The 18,560-nt window shown below is 33.1% G+C and carries 20 protein-coding genes and 1 tRNA gene; 7 read left to right on the top strand and 14 right to left on the bottom strand.

Features of this window, described 5'->3' with window-relative positions; translation table 11 throughout:
- Positions 1-97: 97 nt before the first annotated feature.
- The 4 genes from mutL to AAGV33_RS13225 are packed head-to-tail and all read left to right on the top strand — an operon-like array spanning position 98 to position 4,712.
- Positions 98-1,966: a DNA mismatch repair endonuclease MutL gene (mutL, locus tag AAGV33_RS13240; protein ID WP_373392532.1), complete on the top strand. Its 1,869-nt coding sequence runs from the start codon at positions 98-100 to the stop codon at positions 1,964-1,966.
- Positions 1,963-2,712: a rhomboid family intramembrane serine protease gene (locus AAGV33_RS13235; protein WP_373392531.1), complete on the top strand. Its 750-nt coding sequence runs from the start codon at positions 1,963-1,965 to the stop codon at positions 2,710-2,712. The genes mutL and AAGV33_RS13235 overlap by 4 nt, the downstream gene beginning before the upstream one ends.
- Positions 2,713-2,748: 36 nt before the next feature.
- Entirely contained in the window at positions 2,749-3,621 is an 873-nt protein-coding gene (locus tag AAGV33_RS13230) for a rhomboid family intramembrane serine protease (protein WP_373392529.1), read from the top strand.
- Between the two features lie 44 nt (positions 3,622-3,665).
- Positions 3,666-4,712 carry an endonuclease/exonuclease/phosphatase family protein gene (locus AAGV33_RS13225; protein WP_373392528.1) on the top strand — a complete coding sequence of 349 codons (1,047 nt, stop codon included), beginning with the start codon at positions 3,666-3,668 and terminating at the stop codon, positions 4,710-4,712.
- An 80-nt stretch (positions 4,713-4,792) separates the two neighbouring features.
- On the opposite strand, the gene AAGV33_RS13220 is transcribed toward AAGV33_RS13225, so the two are convergent.
- The 6 genes from AAGV33_RS13220 to AAGV33_RS13195 form a co-directional block, all read right to left on the bottom strand.
- Positions 4,793-5,413 carry a WbqC family protein gene (locus AAGV33_RS13220; protein WP_373392526.1) on the bottom strand — a complete coding sequence of 207 codons (621 nt, stop codon included), beginning with the start codon at positions 5,411-5,413 and terminating at the stop codon, positions 4,793-4,795.
- A gap of 161 nt (positions 5,414-5,574) precedes the next feature.
- Entirely contained in the window at positions 5,575-7,275 is a 1,701-nt protein-coding gene (gene lepB / locus AAGV33_RS13215; RefSeq protein ID WP_373392524.1) for a signal peptidase I, read from the bottom strand.
- Between the two features lie 33 nt (positions 7,276-7,308).
- Positions 7,309-8,010, bottom strand: coding sequence for a 4-hydroxy-tetrahydrodipicolinate reductase (gene dapB / locus AAGV33_RS13210; RefSeq protein WP_373392522.1), 702 nt, complete (start codon positions 8,008-8,010; stop codon positions 7,309-7,311).
- Between the two features lie 54 nt (positions 8,011-8,064).
- Positions 8,065-8,625 carry a DUF5683 domain-containing protein gene (locus AAGV33_RS13205; protein WP_373392521.1) on the bottom strand — a complete coding sequence of 187 codons (561 nt, stop codon included), beginning with the start codon at positions 8,623-8,625 and terminating at the stop codon, positions 8,065-8,067.
- Complete coding sequence (locus tag AAGV33_RS13200) at positions 8,625-9,524, bottom strand: ParB/RepB/Spo0J family partition protein (RefSeq protein ID WP_373392520.1); 900 nt, start codon at positions 9,522-9,524, stop codon at positions 8,625-8,627. Before AAGV33_RS13200 ends, AAGV33_RS13205 begins: the two co-directional genes overlap by 1 nt.
- A gap of 4 nt (positions 9,525-9,528) precedes the next feature.
- Entirely contained in the window at positions 9,529-10,296 is a 768-nt protein-coding gene (locus tag AAGV33_RS13195; RefSeq protein ID WP_373392518.1) for a ParA family protein, read from the bottom strand.
- A 313-nt stretch (positions 10,297-10,609) separates the two neighbouring features.
- On the opposite strand from AAGV33_RS13195, the gene AAGV33_RS13190 reads away from it, so the two are divergent.
- The gene (locus AAGV33_RS13190) at positions 10,610-11,395 is read left to right on the top strand and encodes an SDR family oxidoreductase (RefSeq protein ID WP_373392516.1); all 786 of its coding nucleotides are present in this window, start codon (positions 10,610-10,612) and stop codon (positions 11,393-11,395) included.
- A gap of 50 nt (positions 11,396-11,445) precedes the next feature.
- Here the strand turns inward: AAGV33_RS13190 and AAGV33_RS13185 are convergent.
- Positions 11,446-11,520: transfer RNA gene (locus AAGV33_RS13185), tRNA-Pro, on the bottom strand.
- Positions 11,521-11,672: 152 nt separating this feature from the next.
- Here AAGV33_RS13185 and trxB point away from each other — a divergent pair.
- Positions 11,673-12,617, top strand: coding sequence for a thioredoxin-disulfide reductase (gene trxB, locus AAGV33_RS13180; RefSeq protein WP_373392515.1), 945 nt, complete (start codon positions 11,673-11,675; stop codon positions 12,615-12,617).
- An 85-nt stretch (positions 12,618-12,702) separates the two neighbouring features.
- Here the strand turns inward: trxB and AAGV33_RS13175 are convergent, their stop codons facing one another.
- From AAGV33_RS13175 to AAGV33_RS13150, 6 genes are all read right to left on the bottom strand, one after another.
- Entirely contained in the window at positions 12,703-13,530 is an 828-nt protein-coding gene (locus AAGV33_RS13175; RefSeq protein ID WP_373392514.1) for a GIN domain-containing protein, read from the bottom strand.
- Positions 13,531-13,648: 118 nt separating this feature from the next.
- Positions 13,649-14,428, bottom strand: a complete 780-nt coding sequence (locus tag AAGV33_RS13170; protein WP_373392512.1) for a head GIN domain-containing protein — start codon at positions 14,426-14,428, stop codon at positions 13,649-13,651.
- Between the two features lie 2 nt (positions 14,429-14,430).
- On the bottom strand, positions 14,431-15,786 hold the full coding sequence (locus AAGV33_RS13165) for a PspC domain-containing protein (protein ID WP_373392511.1): 1,356 nt from the start codon (positions 15,784-15,786) through the stop codon (positions 14,431-14,433).
- Positions 15,740-16,132, bottom strand: coding sequence for a hypothetical protein (locus AAGV33_RS13160; RefSeq protein WP_373392509.1), 393 nt, complete (start codon positions 16,130-16,132; stop codon positions 15,740-15,742). Before AAGV33_RS13160 ends, AAGV33_RS13165 begins: the two co-directional genes overlap by 47 nt.
- Positions 16,129-16,467 carry a PadR family transcriptional regulator gene (locus AAGV33_RS13155; RefSeq protein ID WP_373392508.1) on the bottom strand — a complete coding sequence of 113 codons (339 nt, stop codon included), beginning with the start codon at positions 16,465-16,467 and terminating at the stop codon, positions 16,129-16,131. The genes AAGV33_RS13160 and AAGV33_RS13155 overlap by 4 nt, the downstream gene beginning before the upstream one ends.
- Positions 16,468-16,478: 11 nt before the next feature.
- Positions 16,479-16,934 carry a DUF4870 domain-containing protein gene (locus AAGV33_RS13150; RefSeq protein ID WP_373392507.1) on the bottom strand — a complete coding sequence of 152 codons (456 nt, stop codon included), beginning with the start codon at positions 16,932-16,934 and terminating at the stop codon, positions 16,479-16,481.
- Between the two features lie 150 nt (positions 16,935-17,084).
- Between AAGV33_RS13150 and AAGV33_RS13145 the strand changes: the two genes are divergently transcribed.
- Entirely contained in the window at positions 17,085-17,540 is a 456-nt protein-coding gene (locus tag AAGV33_RS13145) for a DUF4442 domain-containing protein (protein ID WP_373392505.1), read from the top strand.
- 9 nt (positions 17,541-17,549) lie between these two features.
- Here AAGV33_RS13145 and AAGV33_RS13140 read toward each other — a convergent pair whose 3' ends face one another.
- Complete coding sequence (locus tag AAGV33_RS13140; RefSeq protein WP_373392504.1) at positions 17,550-18,560, bottom strand: FAD:protein FMN transferase; 1,011 nt, start codon at positions 18,558-18,560, stop codon at positions 17,550-17,552.

Raw genomic sequence — 18,560 nt, 5'->3', positions numbered from 1 at the left:
TGACTTAAGATAACCTAAAAGACGCTAGAAATTTATTAAATTTGCTGGGCTTGGTTATTTTCTGAGTACTAATTACTGAAAACTGAATCCTAAAAAAATGTCGAGTATAATCCAATTACTTCCTGATCATGTTGCTAACCAAATTGCTGCTGGAGAAGTGGTTCAAAGACCTGCTTCGGTAGTCAAAGAATTACTTGAAAATGCAGTCGACGCTAATGCAACGGATATTAAATTGATTATAAAAGATGCCGGAAAATCATTAGTCCAGGTGATTGACAATGGAAAAGGGATGAATGTTACCGATGCACGTTTGTGTTTTGAGCGTCACGCGACTTCCAAAATCCGTCATGCCGAAGATTTGTTTACATTGCATACAAAAGGTTTCCGTGGAGAAGCTTTGGCTTCTATTGCTGCGATTGCTCATGTGGAAATGAAAACCAAGCAAGATCAAGAAGAATTAGGAACGCAAATTGTTATTGAAGGAAGTAAGTTTGTTTCCCAGGAATCAGCCGTGTTGCCTAAAGGAACTTCGTTTGCTGTTAAAAATTTGTTTTTTAATATCCCCGCCCGACGTAATTTCCTGAAATCGGACACTGTGGAATACCGGCATATTGTTGATGAATTTCAACGTGTGGCTTTGGCGCATGCCAATATTCATTTTACTTTTTACCACAATGGCAGCGAAATGTTCAATTTACCCAGTTCGACATTAAGACAGCGTGTGGTGAATGTTTTTTCGGGGAAAACCAATGAAAAATTGGTTCCCGTTCAGGAAGAAACCGAAATTGTAACCATTCAGGGATTTGTTAGCAAACCTGAATTTGCTAAAAAAAATAGAGGCGAACAGTTTTTCTTTGTCAATGACCGATTTATAAAAAGTGGCTATTTGCATCATGCGGTGATGGCTGCTTATGACGGAATTTTAAAAGATGGAGCGCAACCGAGTTATTTCTTGTATTTATCGGTTCCACCTAATTCTATCGATATTAATATTCATCCGACCAAAACTGAAATCAAGTTTGATGACGAAAGTGCGTTGTATGCTATTTTAAGAGCATCCATAAAACACAGTTTAGGACAGTTTAATGTGGCACCCGTTTTAGATTTTGAAAGAGATTCTAATTTGGATACACCTTACCATTATAAAGATTTGGAAGGAGCAGTTCCGACCATTCAGGTCGATAGTACTTTTAATCCATTTTCGGATGATAAAGTCAACAAACATTATGCTGGAGCAAGTTCAGGATCGAGTTATAAGAAACCAGCTGCTACGGCTAACTGGGAGAGTTTGTATGTGGGTTTAAAACAAGAAGCTGATTTTACAACAGAAAGCACCGAATTTTCATTTGAAAGCGAAGAAGTTACGGGTTCATTATTTAATGACGAAGAAGTAGAACATGTGGTTCAGAATGTCTATCAAATTCATAAAAAATATATTGTTTCGCCTATTAAATCAGGAATGGTTATTGTGGATCAGCAACGTGCGCATCAGCGGGTTTTGTACGAACAATTTTTGACGAATATGACGGTACATCAGGCATCGAGCCAACAATTGTTGTTTCCGTTGAATTTATATTTTTCGTCTAGCGAAATGGAATTAATTGACGAATTGAAACTTTCTCTTGTCAATACAGGATTTGTTTTCGAAGAAACTAATGATGATCATGTAGTGATTTCAGGAATTCCAGTGAATGTTACCGAAAGCGAAATTTCGATGGTTTTAGAACAGTTATTGAGTGATTTGCATGATGGAATCCCAGAGAATAGTTTTAGTCAAAATGATACCATTGCTAAATCGATGGCAAAAAGTTTGGCTGTAAAAACAGGAATAAGTTTAACAATAAAAGAACAGGAAAATTTAGTAAACGGACTTTTTGCCTGCAAAGATCCTAACGTTTCTCCTTTTCAAAAACCAACTTTCATCACGATGCGTGTGGAAGATATAGATAAAAAATTTGCACTATGATGAATGTAACCGAAACGGTAAAGCAATTATTGATAATTAATGTTCTTTTCTTTATTGGAACATTAGCTGTGGGTGATCCAGCTTACCAAATGTTAGCCATGTATTTTCCAGAGAACCAAGCCTTTCATGGTTGGCAAATTATTTCTCACATGTTTATGCATGGCGGATTTATGCATATTTTCTTTAATATGTTTGCTTTGTATTCGTTTGGTTCGGCATTAGAACATTTTTGGGGAGGAAAAAAGTTCCTTTTTTTCTACATTTCTTGTGGTTTAGGAGCGGCTTTATTGCATACCGGAATTAACTATTATTATTTTAATGATGCTGTAAGTATTTTAGGGGAAAATGGTTTTCGAAAATCAGAGATTTTACAATTATTGAATGAAGGTAAAATTAATACGCAATGGCAAGCTATTTTGACACCATCAGAATATCAAAATTTTATTAGCGCTTTTGCAGGAAAAGTTGTTGGCGCTTCGGGAGCGATATATGGAGTTGTAGTTGCTTTTGCATTTATGTTTCCTAATGCAGAGTTGGCTTTAATGTTTATTCCAGTGCCAATAAAGGCAAAATATTTTGTGCCTGGATTAGTTTTGATAGATTTATATTTAGGAGTTTCAGGACAGTCCATTTTTGGGGGATCAAGCGGAATTGCTCATTTTGCTCACGTAGGCGGTGCTTTATTTGGTTTCCTGATTATGTGGTATTGGAAGAAAAACCAGTTTAATGACAACCGTTGGAATTAATTGTAGAAAAAGAATCAACCTAAGAAAATAAGCTAAATGAATATTTTAGACGACTTAAAATTACAATACAAACAAGGAGGAGTAGCTCAAAGATTGATCTATTGGAATATTGCTTTCTTTTTGATTTCCTTTGTTCTTCCAGGTCTACTTGGGTTGTTTAGTGTAAATGTGAATTTGTTGCAATATGTTAGCCTGTCGTCTAATCCAACCGACTTTTTATGGAAACCCTGGTCAATAATTAGTTATTCTTTCTTCCATTTTGACTTTTTTCATATTCTTTTCAATTTGCTGGTTCTTAATTTTTCCAGCCAATTGTTTTTAACTTTTTTTACTCAAAAACAACTTTTTGGATTGTATGTTTTGGGCGGGATTTTTGCAGGAGCTGTATTTGTTGCTAGTTATTATTTTCTAAATATCAATTCGGCTATTGTTGGAGCTTCAGGAGCAATTATGGCAGTTTTAGTTGCTGTTACGGCTTATCAACCTTTAATGCAAGTGCGTTTGTTATTAATAGGAAATGTGAAGTTGTGGCATATAACTGCAGTGTTGCTTATACTAGATTTGGTACAACTTCGTTTAGGTAATATGGGTGGGCACATTTCGCATTTGGCAGGTGCTTTTTTTGGGTTTTTCTACATAAAGGCATTGCAAAATGGCACTGATATGAGTATTGCTATTACTAAAATCATTAATTTTTTTGCCAATAGTTTTAGAAAATCGCCATCAACACCCTTTAAAAAAGTACATAGAAATTATTCAAAACCAGTTGAAAAGAGAACGTCTTCCAGAATCGTAACAAAGGATAAAGCGCAACAGCAAATTGATGAAATTTTAGATAAAATCAGTCAATCGGGTTATGATAGTTTAACAAAAGAGGAAAAAGATTTTTTATTCAAATCAGGAAAATAATTGTTTAAAGTTTTCTAGTTTTACTTTAGCATAAATAAAATAAAATGAAAAATCTTTCGTGGTTCAATAGAGGAATGTTTTTCTTAAACATTATTCTCATAGTCGTCACTTTTATCGCTTATGTGTTGCCTTTTTTGGCACCTAAGATTTTTCCTTTATTGTCGGTTCTGACTTTGGTTATGCCTTTGTTTTTTATTTTAAACAGTCTTTTTTTTGTGTTTTGGGCCATCCAATTTAAAAAAAGAATGATGTTGTCTGGCTTGGTTCTTTTAATGGGGATTACTTTTATCAATAAATTTTACAAGTTTTCGACTAAAGAATATCCTGAAAGTGATAAAGACTTTGTGGTAATGAGCTACAATGTTCGCTTGTTTAATTTGTTTAAATGGCAGGACAAATCAGATATTCCAGAGTCAATTTTGGAGTTTATCAATGATAAAAATCCAGATATTTTATGTGTTCAGGAATATTCTAGTTCGGCTCACATTGACTTAAAAGTGTTTCCGCATCGTACTATTTTTATCGATGGAAAACAGATAAAAACAGGACAAGCTATTTTTTCTAAATTTCCGATTATAGAACAAGGTAAAATTGTTTTTCCTAATTCGGATAGCAATGTCGTTTTTGCTGATATTAAGAAAGGGAAGGATATTATTAGAGTGTATAACATGCATTTGCAATCCATAAAAATTTCGCCAGATGTAAATGAGATTTCTGAAAATATTGATGTGATTAACAAAGAAAAATCGCAAATGATGTTTATTCGAATAAGTAAAGCTTTTAAGCAACAACAGCAGCAAGCGGAGATTTTAAACGAGAATATCAAAGAATGCAAATATCCTGTAATTATTTGCGGAGATATGAATAACAGTGCTTTTTCTTATGTGTATCGCATTATCAAAGGGAGTTCAAAAGATGCTTTTGAAGAAGCTGGACAAGGTTTTGGACAAACCTACCGATTTAAATATTATCCAGCCCGAATTGACTACATTTTTGCCGATAAACTGATGATGGTTAAAAAGTTTGAAACTTTTCCAGAATTTGATAATTCAGATCATTATCCAATTATGGCAAAACTTTCGTTGGAATAACATGAGAAATTCCAATTTTTAAACTCCAAATTCCAATTCCGAAGCTTCGGGATGAAAATTCTAAATTCCTCAAAAAAAGACTATACTAATTGCTGCGATTTTAAATAATCAACCGTAAATTTTCCTTCATTAAAAAGTAAATCCAGAATGCTTAAGTTGTTGATAAAACCATGTTTGTCATCAAAAACCTGAGTGTAAGGCTCAAATTGTGAAGGGTCTTTTTTCCCGTTTACCAAAAAACGATAATCTAAAACAGCATTCGGATCTACTTCATGGAAATATTCCGATGTAGTTTCGAAATTGAATTTTGTACGCATGCATTTAGATATGATTTCTAATGCTTCAAAATTCAAATCCATTAAAAATTGATGCTTTTTTTCGAAAAAAGGAATAAAATCATCTTCGAAGAATTCAAAGAAAGGAGAACTTCTGTAAGCTGCTTCCAGAGATTTAAAATGTTGTTTCTGCCAGTCAAAATCATTTTCTATTTGAATGTCCTTAGTTTTTTGATGGCTTGTTTTTGAATGTTTTATTGGAATATTTAAGAGTTGAATTCCGTTTGGACTATAGATATAAGTACGGTTTCTATTGGTTTGCTTTTGGAAATTGTCTTCCATTTCAAATACGATAGTTTCTGCTTGCAATAACGCAACAAAATGGCTAATCGATGGGAAATAAGAAGGGTGTAATAAGGTTTTCATTTTGGTGCTGGTTTCTAAAATAGTTGAAACTATAAAACTTTAGTAGCTATTGCTTTTTAATATTTTTGCCACAGATTACACGGATTTAACAGATTGATCTGTATTAATCTTTGTAATCTGTGGCAAAATAAAAGAATTTTATAGGTATGCTAAATACCTAATTAAATATTATTTTTCTCTTTTCTTTTTTTCCAAAAATACTCACCAACGAAAAACGCTGCCAATAAAATCAAGAAAATTTTGAAATAAGATTGCGGCTGACCTTCGCCACTTACAGTTGTAAACACTCTATCCCAACGCACTTTGTTCAATCCTTTCCCATTAGTATCCCAACTCATCCAGATAAACACAGGTTTCCCCACAATATGATCTTCTGGAACATAACCCCAATAACGACTGTCTTCAGAATGATGACGATTGTCCCCCATCATCCAGTAGTAATTTTGTTTAAAAGTATAATTATTAGTTATCTCGCCGTTGATTTTAATTTCATTACCGTTTATTTCTAATTTGTTTTTTTCATAAGTATTGATTATCCTTTCATATAAGGATATGTTTTTACTATCTAATTGTACTGTTTCGCCAGCTTTAGGAATTAAGATTGGGCCATATTCATCCATAGTCCATAGTCCATTGTGAGGAAAAATAGAACTACCTCCTTTTTGTTTATCTATATATCTAACAATTGAATCTATTGATTTGTTTTTTCTTAATTCTTCTGCACCTTTTAATGTTAGATTTGCTGATGTTTCAGCAAGATATTGCTCTTGTGCGTATAATCCAGTTTTCTCAATAACATTAGCAGGGATACCGTTAAATCCTGTTCGTATTGTATATGTACCATCTTGATTTTGATCAGCGTAGGTAATATAAGGTCTGATAGCTTCTAATTGAGCATCGTTATTCGGTTTTATGATGTACGTTCTTGAGAATTCCGTAGAACCTGCTGCCTTTAATAATTCATTCGACACTCCTTTTACTGAGTAAATAGTGTGTTCGTATTGAGGTTTTGCTCTTTCAGGTAGAATAAGTTCCTTTCCATTGATAAATACAATTCCGTCTTTTATAGCTAAACTGTCTCCAGGAATACCTAAACAACGTTTTACATAATTTGATTTTTTGTCAATAGGCTTGATTACACCTGGTTTTCCTTTAGCTTCAAAAAAGTAGTGTACGGTATCAACAGGCCAGTTAAAAACTACGATGTCTGTGCGTTTTATTTCGTCTTCAATTCCAGGTAATCTTAAATAAGGCAATAGCGGCCAACTTAAGTATGATTTTCTTTTAGTCATTGGAATAGAGTCATGAACCATAGGTAAAGCTACGGTTGTCATGGGAACTCTTGCGCCATAATTTACTTTACTTACAAATAGAAAATCGCCTATTAATAATGATTTTTCTAATGAAGAAGTTGGAATAGTGTAAGGTTGTACAAAATAGGTATGCACTAATGTCGCTACAATAATGGCAAACAATAAAGAACTTATTGTATCTCCCGTTTTGTTTTTTGGATCTAAGTTTCTTTCTTTAGTATACTCTAGTTTTTGAGTGTAATTAACGTAATAGATGTACAATCCAAAAGTTACAATTCCTAAAATAGTATCTAGTTGACTGCGTTTTCCAAAAGTTCTTAAGGTTTCTACCCAGATTACTGGAAACATAATCAAGTTGATAATTGGGATAAAAAGCAATAAAGTCCACCAAGTAGGTCGACTAATAATTTTCATCAGGACAATAGCATTATATACAGGTATTGCCGCTTCCCATTTATTTCTTCCTGCCGCTTCATATAGTTTCCATGTTCCTGAAAAATGAACAATTTGAATAAAAAGGAAGAATACAAACCATTGATATAGTGTCATAGTTCTCTTTAATTAAAGTTAATTTTGGTTTGATTATTGAATATTAAGCACATCTCTCATACTAAAGATGCCTTGTTTTCCTGCTAACCATTCGGCAGCAATTACAGCGCCTAAAGCAAATCCTTCACGATTGTGAGCAGTATGTTTGATTTCGATGCTGTCAATACCCGAATCATAAGTTACAGTATGTGTTCCTGGAACTTCACCAGTACGAACCGCTTCGATATGAATATCATTTTCTGTCGCATTTTCAAGAGTCCAGTTGCTGTATTTGCTGTTTTCGATAACTCCTTGAGCTAATGAAATTGCTGTTCCACTTGGAGCATCTAGTTTATGGATATGGTGAATTTCTTCCATAGTGACTTTGTAACCATCGATGTTAGCCATCATTTTAGCTAAATATTCGTTTAGACCAAAAAACAGATTCACTCCTAAACTAAAGTTAGAACTCGAAATAAAACCACCATTTTTTTCTTTGCACAAAGCAATCATTTCGTCATAGCGGTCTAACCAACCCGTTGTTCCCGAAACTACAGGAACATTGTTATTAAAACTAGCAGAAATATTATCAACGGCTGCTGTAGGAACACTAAAATCAATAGCGACATCAGCATTTGAAAGTCCGTCGTAGGTGTTGAATTCGTCCTTTTTCAAAACAATTTCGTGACCTCTTTCTAAAGCAATTCTTTCAATTACCTGACCCATTTTTCCGTATCCTAAAAGCGCAATTTTCATTTGTGTATTATTTAAATTAAAAAGTATTGAATTTGTCAATTCTTTTGTATTCGATTAAAAGTTATAACTAAGGCTTAGCCCTACGTTAGTTTTATAATTAAGATTGTTTTGGTAAATTGTTGGTTTTACAGATAATCGGTCGTCTACATTAAACTGCATTAAAGCCGCATCCACATTGGCATCAATAATATTTAAAACATAAAAACCTACAACAAATAAAGAGGATAAATCACGATTACGCTGGTAGAATTTTTGTCCCGCAATTAATCGGCTATCGTCTAAAAATGAAAATTCATCATCTGTATATCCCTCTAATCTTCGTTTGTAAGCATCTCTAAATTCATGGTATTTTTTATTACTGTCAATATAAAAATACAAACTAGTTCCTATGGCACCATATACCAAAGGAATTTTCCAATATTTTTTATTGTAAGCCTGACCTAAACCAGGAATAACTGCCGAATAAAAGGCTGCTTTTGCTGGCGTTAGTGGGTCAATATCTATAGACTTTAAAGTGTCTTTAGCAGCTACTTCTGCTTCGGCTTTTTTTTGTGCCAATACAACGGTAGTGCTTAAGATAAAAAGAAATAGTGCTATGGAAATAATTTTGTTCACTATCCCTTAATTAGTTCCATAATTCGATTGAAATCTTCCTCAGATCTAAATGGAATGGTAATTTTACCTTTTCCATTAGTAGCAATTTTAATGTCGACTAAGTTTCCGAAATAATTATTGAAAATCTTTTTCTGGCTTTCGTCAATATCAAAAGAAGCCGTTTTAGCTTTTGCTGCTGGCTTTGGTTTTAAACTTTCGTGGTAATTTTTTACCAAAGCTTCGGTATCGCGAACAGAAAGATTTTGACTTACAATTTTTTGATAAATATCAGTTTGAGCGTCTAAATCTTCGATATTAATGATAGCTCTACCGTGTCCCATACTGATAAAACCGTCGCGAATTCCAGTTTGGATAATCGGGTCTAGTTTTAGGAGGCGTAAATAGTTAGCAATTGTAGAACGTTTTTTACCTACACGCTCGCTCATTTGTTCTTGAGTTAGTTGGATTTCATCCATCAAACGTTGGTACGAAAGTGCGATCTCGATAGGATCTAAGTCATGACGTTGAATGTTTTCAACCAAAGCCATTACTAGCGATTCATTGTCATTCGCAATCCTGATGTAAGCAGGAACAGTTGCTAATCCTATTAATTTTGAAGCACGCAAACGACGCTCTCCAGAAATTAACTGGTATTTATTAAAGTCTAATTTTCGAACAGTAATAGGTTGAATTACTCCCAATTCTTTGATAGAAGTAGCTAATTCTTTTAAAGATTCCTCGTTAAAATTGCTTCTGGGTTGAAACGGATTGATTTCAATAGCTTCAATTTCAAGCTCAATAATATTTCCAACAACCTTGTCTGCATTTTTATCCTCTACCGATTTGATGTCGTTATCTGGATCTTTTAATAAAGCAGATAAACCTCTTCCTAAGGCTTGTTTTTTTATTGCTTTTGTCATAAAACTATTGGATGTTTTTCTTTATAATTTCTTGAGCAAGATGTAAATAATTCGTTGCACCTTTACTCGTAGCGTCATAATTGATGATGCTTTCGCCAAAACTCGGTGCTTCACTTAGCTTCACATTTCTCTGGATAATAGTTTCAAAAACCATATCGTTAAAATGTTTTTGTACTTCTTCCACCACTTGGTTAGATAAACGCAATCTAGAATCGTACATCGTCAATAATAAACCTTCGATGTCTAAATCAGGATTGTGGATTTTTTGAATGCTTTTTATCGTATTCAATAATTTTCCAAGACCTTCCAGTGCAAAATATTCACATTGAATAGGAATAACCACAGAATCGGCAGCTGTTAAAGCGTTTAGTGTTAATAAACCCAGAGAAGGAGCACAGTCGATAATGATATAATCATAATCGTCTTTTACACTTTGCAAAGCTTTTTTAAGCATGTATTCTCTGTTTTCCTTGTCTACCAATTCGATTTCGATAGCCACAAGGTCAATGTGAGCAGGAATAACATCTACATTAGGAGCCGAGCATTGAATAATAGCCTCTTTAGGGGTATTGCTGTGTTCTAGAATTTGGTAGGTACCAATTTCTACACTTTCCACATCAATACCTAATCCTGAACTGGCATTAGCTTGAGGATCAGCATCTATTAATAGCACTTTTTTTTCTAAAACACCTAGGGAAGCAGCAAGATTTACAGATGTTGTAGTCTTTCCAACGCCTCCTTTTTGATTAGCAATCGCAATGATTTTGCCCATTTATTTTGTATAATTTTGAACGGTAAAAATACAATTTATTATCGTTTCTAAAAATCTATTTTGTTAACATTTGCTAATGTTTACTATAGATTCGTATAAACGCATTATTTTTTAATTTGTTTTAAGATTTTAAATATTTCAAATAATGAAATTAGGTTCTATAATCAAGAGTTTTGGGCTTTAAGTTTAGTTTTAAACGATGTCTGGTTTGTTTTTTTATAACAGTTATTAAATAAATATTAGCAATTTATTAACTGCTTTTAGTACTCATGATGGTTAATTTTATAAGAATACAAATTAAAATTTACATACTATGAAAAATGAAGTAATGATTATAACGGGAGCGGCTATGGGTTTAGGCTATGCTGCTGCTGAAGAATTAGCTAAAAAAGGAGCAAATTTAGTATTGGTTGATTATAATGAAGAAAGTTTGAATAAAGCAGTAGCGCAATTAGAAAAGAAATATTCTGAAATAAAAATAATAACTGTAAAAGCAGATGTTTCTAACGAAGAAGACGTTAAAAAGTACGTTGCCGCAGCAGTGAAAGAATTTGGTAGAATAGATGGACTGTACAACAATGCAGGTATCGAAGGAAAACAAGCTTCAATTACGGAATATGATATTGCTATTTTTAAAAAAGTAATTGATATCAATTTGATGGGTGTATATTATGGATTACGTCATGTGATTCCTGTGATGCAAAAACAAAAATATGGACGTATTGTAAATGTAGCTTCTGTAGGCGGAATTAGAGGAGTAATCAATCAAATGCCTTATGTTGCAAGCAAACATGCTGTTTCAGGAATGACTAAAAACGCTGCTATTGAATATGGAAAGGACGGTATTTTGACCAATGCAATTGCTCCCGGTGCAATATTGACTCCAATGGTAGCAGAGGCTTTTAAGCAAGTTAATCCAAAAGATCCAAAAGCAGCTGAGGAAGAATATGCAAAACACAATCCTACCAGAGCCCTTGGTGATCCAAAAGATGTTGGGAAGTTAGTGGCTTTTTTAATAAGCAAAGACAATGGATATGTCAGTGGACAAACTATTGCTATTGATGGAGGAGAGTCTAATATGTATGGAAATGCCGAGTAATAATGATATTTTAAAATAAAAAAAGCCGAACACTTGTTCGGCTTTTTTTGTCGGGGTGGCAGGATTCGAACCTGCGGCCTCCTGCTCCCAAAGCAGGCGCGATAACCGGGCTACGCTACACCCCGTAACGCGGATGCAAATATAGTAATAAATTCTTTTTGCAAAAGGAATTTAGTAAAATAAATAAAACTTATTTTAGAATAGTTATTTAGGATTTATTTTCAGTGTGATTTTTTATAATAAAGTTTACATTTGCAACACACAAAAAAACATAATTATGTCTGATACAATCGAAAAAATAAAATGTCTTATTATAGGTTCAGGGCCTGCTGGTTATACTGCGGCAATTTATGCGGCTAGAGCCAATATGAATCCCGTTTTATACCAAGGAATGCAACCAGGTGGTCAATTGACTACAACTAACGAAGTAGAAAATTTTCCAGGATATGTGGACGGAGTTACAGGTCCAGAAATGATGATTCAGTTGCAAAAACAAGCAGAGCGTTTTGGTGCTGACATCCGTGATGGATGGGCTACTAAAGTTGATTTTTCTGATGATATCCATAAAGTTTGGATTAATGATACCATCGAATTACACTGTGAAACGGTTATTATTTCTACTGGTGCTTCAGCTAAATATTTAGGATTACCATCAGAACAACATTATTTGAAAATGGGTGGTGGTGTTTCGGCTTGTGCCGTTTGTGACGGATTCTTTTATAGAAATCAAGAAGTGGTAATTGTAGGAGCAGGAGATTCCGCTTGTGAAGAAGCTCATTATTTATCAAAACTTTGTAAAAAAGTAACTATGTTAGTAAGAAGCGAGAAATTTAGAGCTTCTAAAATCATGGAAGAGCGTGTGCGTAAAACGGAGAATATCGAAATTTTATTAAATCATGATACAGTTGAAGTTTTAGGAGATAATCAAGTAGTGGAAGCTATTAAAGTTTTGAATAAAACCAATAACGAAACTTATGATATTCCGGCAACTGGTTTCTTTGTGGCTATTGGTCATAAACCAAATACTGATATTTTTAAAGACTTTTTAAATTTAGACGAAACAGGTTATATAATCAATACTCCAGGAACTTCTAAAACTAATATTGAAGGTGTTTTTGTTGCTGGTGATGCTGCTGATCACGTGTACCGTCAAGCTATTACGGCTGCTGGTACAGGTTGTATGGCTGCTCTTGATGCTGAAAGATATTTAGCTGCGAAATAAAAATTAGCAATTGCTAAAAATAAAAAACAGGCTGTTTCATAATGTTGAAACAGCCTGTTTTTTTGCATTATAGTTTTATTGAAAATTATTTTTTAGATAATTTTGCTTTATCAGCAAATGTATTCATTTCAATTTTTGCTTCGCCATATAAATCTATTTCTGATTTTTCATTGGCACTAATAATGATGTTTTTTACAGCATTTACACTGCTTTTACTCTGTCCTTCGGTAGTTAAATCTATAGTGTTTATTTGTAATTTAGATGCTTCCAGTTCGGCGTTGTTTTCTAATCTTATGACAGCTGTATTTGCTGTTCCTTCAATTTCTACCTTTGTTTTTTGATACATATCTAAGGCTAAATCATTAGTGGTAATTAAAGATTTTAATTCTGCATCTTTAGAGAGTTCGATTTTTATTTTTTCGGTTTTTACATTCAATTCTACTTCTGAATTTCCATCGGCTTGTAAAACAAAACTCTTTGTATTGGCATTCATTAACACCTTAGAATCGTCAAAAGTTTTAATGCTAAGATTGTCGGTTTGGATTTCCTGAATGGCTTTTATTACAACTTCATTTCTAGATATAACCGTGTTTAGCTCTGAAGTGTAAGTTACTTTAACCTTTAATGCTTTTCTTTTTTGAACTTTTTTTGAGGTTGAAAGATGCAATGTCCCATCGGTAACCTCAATATCGATAATGTCCATAAGATTGTCGTCGGCTTCAATTTTTATTTCGGGAAATTCACCTCTTTCTAAAGAAACTTCAAAGTTGTCTTCGACTTCAATAGCATTAAAATTGCCAATGTTTTTTTCCTTTGTGGATATACTTTTGGAACCACTTATTTTTTCTTTTTTCTGAGCTAAAATAACGGTTGTAGATAAAAAGACTAAAAATATAAGACTAATTTTTTTCATAGTAAATGCTATTTGTTTTATTGGAAATATGATGACCTTTTCATTTAGATTACCTACAAATATAAAGAAATCGCCTATTAGTAATGGGCGATTTCTGGTTTTTTAACGGGACTTTTTGTTAATCTTGCTTAATGTTTCCTCCTGAATTAATTGTTTTTTCAATTTGCTTAGGAATCTTTTTGTATTTAATTTCTCCTGCGCTACTGGCGTTTGCTTTTAAACTTATACTAGGTTGAATACTAATTTTTGATGCACTTGAAGATTCCGCTGTCGCAATGTTGACTAATAAATCATCAGCCTCTATTTTACTTGCACTTGATGCGTATGCATTGAAATCGAGTGCCATTCCTTCAAGGTCAATTTTACTTGCACTGCTGGATTCGGCATCTATTTTTTCGTATTCTAAGTTTAGTTTTATTTCACTTGCGCTTGATGATTTTAGCGCGATACTGTTTCCTCTTAAAATTCCTTTGTTTTCAATTTTTGATGCCGAATTTGCTTCTAATTCTTTTATTATTGGTAATTTAACAATGACTTTTTTAGTAGCTGCATCATGAATTTTGGTGCGTTTGTATCCAAATATTGAAAAAGTAGTTTTGTTTGTGGTATTTGAAATATACAAAGTACCATTTTCTACTTTGGTTTTTATTTTCTGCTGAAAGTCTTCATCGGTAATTACAGTAACTTCAGTATTATTAGACTGTTCAATAACTACATTAATCCCGCAACTCACATTAATTTTATTGAAATCTTCGTCAAAATGCCGAGATTCTTGAGTTATATTTCCTGAAGATTTTACGGTCTTTACGGTTTCGGTTCTTTCATAATTGATACACGAAGCAAATAATAGTATTATAAAAGAGAATAAAATAAATGTATTGAATTTAGTTTTTTGCATGACTAATTTGTTTTAATAATGATACCATTTTTATCCACTTTTAATCTTGGAAGACTATTTACACTGTCTTTTGTTATTGTAATTCCATCTTTGTTGATAATTACTGATTCGGTGTTAGTGTCTTGATTTATAATTGTATTATCAGAACAATTTAAGCAGGAAACTTCAGAATAACCTACTTTGTACAATGGTTTATCAGTATCATGATCTATATTAAAAAAGTCATTATCAGATCGGTCGTAATGATGAACACTATCATCTAATTTAAAAAGCGTTCCTTCGGTTAAAAACAGGGTAATCTCTACTTCTTGATTTCTAAATTTATTCTTTAAATCGGTCAGTAAATAATTGTCAAAAACAAGTTGGTTTCCATTTATTTTATATTGATAGCGAATTTGTTCTGCTTTTTCTCTGGCTTCCGAAAATGATTTTCCTTTGGCTTCTTTTTCGATTTGGATATAAGAATAATTTTCGTTCGATTTTTTTATTCGAAAACGTACATCATTCGAGTAAATGATGTCATTGTTTGTAGAATCTGTTGTAATCTTAAATTCGGAACGATCATGAATGTCTTTCGAAAAATAATCGTTGTGTTTGAATTTAATTAGCAAAGTATCATTTAAAGCAATATTTAGTGTTTCTTTTTTAACAGTTCTGCCTTCATTAGCAAAGGCTGAAGCTTGTTGTATTCCTAAAGATGTTGCTAGGGCTATGGCAATAATCCAAAGTGCTAATAAAGTGTATTTTGCAATAGCACCAATCGATTTTGTATTTGGAGCTAATAACTTAAATCCTAATAAAGTCAGGAAAAAGAATGGAATTCCAATGGCAAAAAACATCAATAAACCAAAAGACCAGATAGGATAATCGGTAAAATTGCCTGTTTCTATAAATCCTTGCCATGGAAAATCGATAAACGTATTAGTTCCCAAAGTAAAAACGCCAATTAGTAAAATTACCAAAGTAACTAGACCCGTAATGATCAAAATAATTCCAAGAAATTTAGCTATAGTTTTAAAAAGACATAGAATAAAATTACCTAATGAATTCCCAGCTTTGTTGGCTCCGCGTTTAATTTGATTGCCATATTTGTCGTAATCAACATTTTTAATTTTTTCAGAAACAGTTTCAAATTCTTGCCTCACTTTTTTTTCGATATTAGAAATAGTAACGGGTTCTCCGGTCATTTCTAATTTTTCAGATGTAGTTTTGGCTTCTGGCGTTACAATCCAAAGAATGATGTAGGCAATTATTCCTGTTCCAAAACCAAAAAATATGAAGAGTATTAATGTAATTCTAATCCATATCGTATCAATCCCAAAATAGTGGCTCAATCCTGCTGCTACACCACCAATCATTCCTTTTTCGCCATCGCGGTATAGTTTTTTTTGATTTGAAAGAAGGGGTAGAATGATACTTATTTTCAGTTTTAGGTTCGTCTTCAATAATATAATCCTCTGGTTGTCCCATGATGCTAATTACTTCGTCTACGTCTTTTAAACCCACTACGTGTTTTTCGCTTTTTTGTTTTTCGTTTAACAACTCAGCAATCCTCATTTCGATGTCTTTAATGATTTCGTCTTGGCCAGAAGAATTGGTAAGCGAACGTTTTATAGCGTCAAAATAGCGTGATAATTTTTGGTATGCGTCTTCGTCTATATGAAAAAACATACCGCCTAGGTTTATGTTTACAGTTTTGTTCATGACTCTGTATTTTGGTTTGTGATTAGGTTTACGGCATTGGATAATTCAGTCCAGGTGCCATTGAGTTCGTTCAGGAAAGTTTGACCAATTTCGGTTAGACCATAATATTTTCTTGGTGGTCCCGAGGTGGATTCTTCCCAACGATAAGTTAGTAATCCGTCGTTTTTTAGTCGTGTTAGTAAAGGATAAATAGTGCCTTCGACGACTAATAATTTTGCGTTTTTTAATGTCTCTAATATTTCGGATGTATAGGCATCTTTTTCTTTTAAGACTGATAAGATGCAAAACTCGAGAACACCTTTACGCATCTGGGCTTTTGTGTTTTCAATGTTCATGATTTTTTTGTTTACTTAATAAAGTTAATCGTTAAAGGATATTTGTATTCTTTTCCATTGGAAGCATTTATAGTTCCAATTATAATCAAGAAAAATTCAACTATTTTTAATAAAATAACTAATAATACTGAAACGATTCCTAAGGTGATTAGACCAATATTATCAGCCATGTTAATGCCTTCCCAAAAGAAATCGTGATCGTTTATTAGTTCATTCCAATTCATATTGCTAAAAACTACCGTCATAAAAGTAGGAACAGCAATAAGAATAAGTACAATCGAATAAAGTAATAAACTAAGCTGAAAGTTGATTACATGCTTTCCGTTTGTATCAATAGATTCCGATTTGTCTTTTTTACTACTCCAAATGATTATAGGAAAAATAAAATTCCCAAAAGGGATAAAGTACTGTGATAATGCACTTAAATGCGTTAAAGCTGCTATTGTTTTTTCGTTTTTGGTTTCCATATTTTATAGTATATAGTAATTTCTTATGCAAATATATATCTTAAAACAGGTATTATGTATTGCAAAGTACTAAATATTAACAAAATATTAACTATTTTGAATTCGAGCAGAATTATAAAATATGTTGTATATTAGTTCAAAACCAAGGATATGATACTTACAGCACCAAAACTGAATCGTTTTTTATTATTCAAATTACCTTCGGCATTCCTTTGCGGAGTTCGGGTAAAAGAAATCGTTTTTGACCGCTGTGTAGTGTCAGTAAAACACCGATGGATTAACCAAAATCCATTTAATTCCATCTATTTTGCCGTACAAGCCATGGCTGCCGAATTATCAACAGGAGCTTTAGTGATGTTTCATATCCAAAAGAGTAATCGAAATATTGCAATGCTTGTTGCTAATAATAAAAGTAGTTTTACTAAAAAAGCTACAGGAAGAATTACATTTGAATGCCAAAATAAAAATCAAATAGAAACAGCAATCCAGAACACAATAGCCACTGGAGAAGGACAAACTTTTTGGCTAAAATCTATTGGAACAAATGAAAAAGGGGAGCGGGTTTCTGAAATGGATTTTGAATGGACTATTAAATTAAAGTCATAAAAACAATTTCTAGTTTTTGTATTTCTTTAATTGATGTTTGGGGAAGTTTTTAGACTTTATCATTTTCCCTGAATCGGTAATCATAATAAAATAATACTCAGGATATTTCTTTAAAAGCTGAATTGCTTCTTTTTTACCTAAAACCATAGCCGAGGTACTAAAACCATTAGCCGTTTCAGCATTAGGACCAAAAACAGTTACACTACAGAATCCCGTTGCAGGATAACCTGTTGTTGGGTTGATAATGTGTGAATAACGTTTCCCGTTAAAAACAACAAACTTTTCATAAGAGCCAGAAGTAGTCACAGCGTCTTGTTTTAGTGAAATTGTAGCTAAAATTTGGCTTGGATCAAAAGGATTTGTGATGCCAATATTCCAAGGTTTGCCGTTAGGCTGTGTTCCCCAAACACTCATGTCGCCGGTGGCATTTACAATTCCGGATTCAATTCCTTTGGCGAGCATCATTTGTTGGCATTTGTGGGTGGCATAACCTTCGCCAAGTGCTCCAAATCCAATTTTCATTCCTTTTAATTTCAGGAAAATAGTCGAATTGATACTGTCCAGAATAATGTTTTTATAACCTACTTTTTCAACTGATTTTTTTATGGCTTCCGCCGAAGGCATTTCGGTCATGGAACCATCAAATTTCCAAATTCGATCCATTGCAGCAAAGCTAATATCAAAAGCGCCATTGGTGATTTTAGAAAAGTGTAAAGCTCTTTTAGCCAATTCAAAAACTTCTTTATCCACTTTTACAGGACGAATTCCTGCATTCTGGTTGACTTCTGAAACTTGAGATGTGGGTTTCCAATCGGAGATGAGGTGTTCAATACGGTCAATCTCGGCAACAATGATATCAATATTTTGTTCGGCAGAAAGAGAATCCTGCGCTACAATATTAATATCAAAACGACCGCCCATAAGCATTGTTGTTCTTTTTCGTAAAACTTGCGAATGACAAGATAAACCAAATAGCAGAAAAGTAAAAAAGCTTACTATTGATAAGGATTTTGTTTTCAT

Origin of the sequence: Flavobacterium magnesitis, assembly GCF_041729735.1 — a bacterium.
In the GTDB taxonomy this organism is placed as follows: domain Bacteria; phylum Bacteroidota; class Bacteroidia; order Flavobacteriales; family Flavobacteriaceae; genus Flavobacterium; species Flavobacterium magnesitis.
Note: the sequence above shows the minus strand (reverse complement) of the source record. Positions and strands in the feature narration are given on the sequence as shown.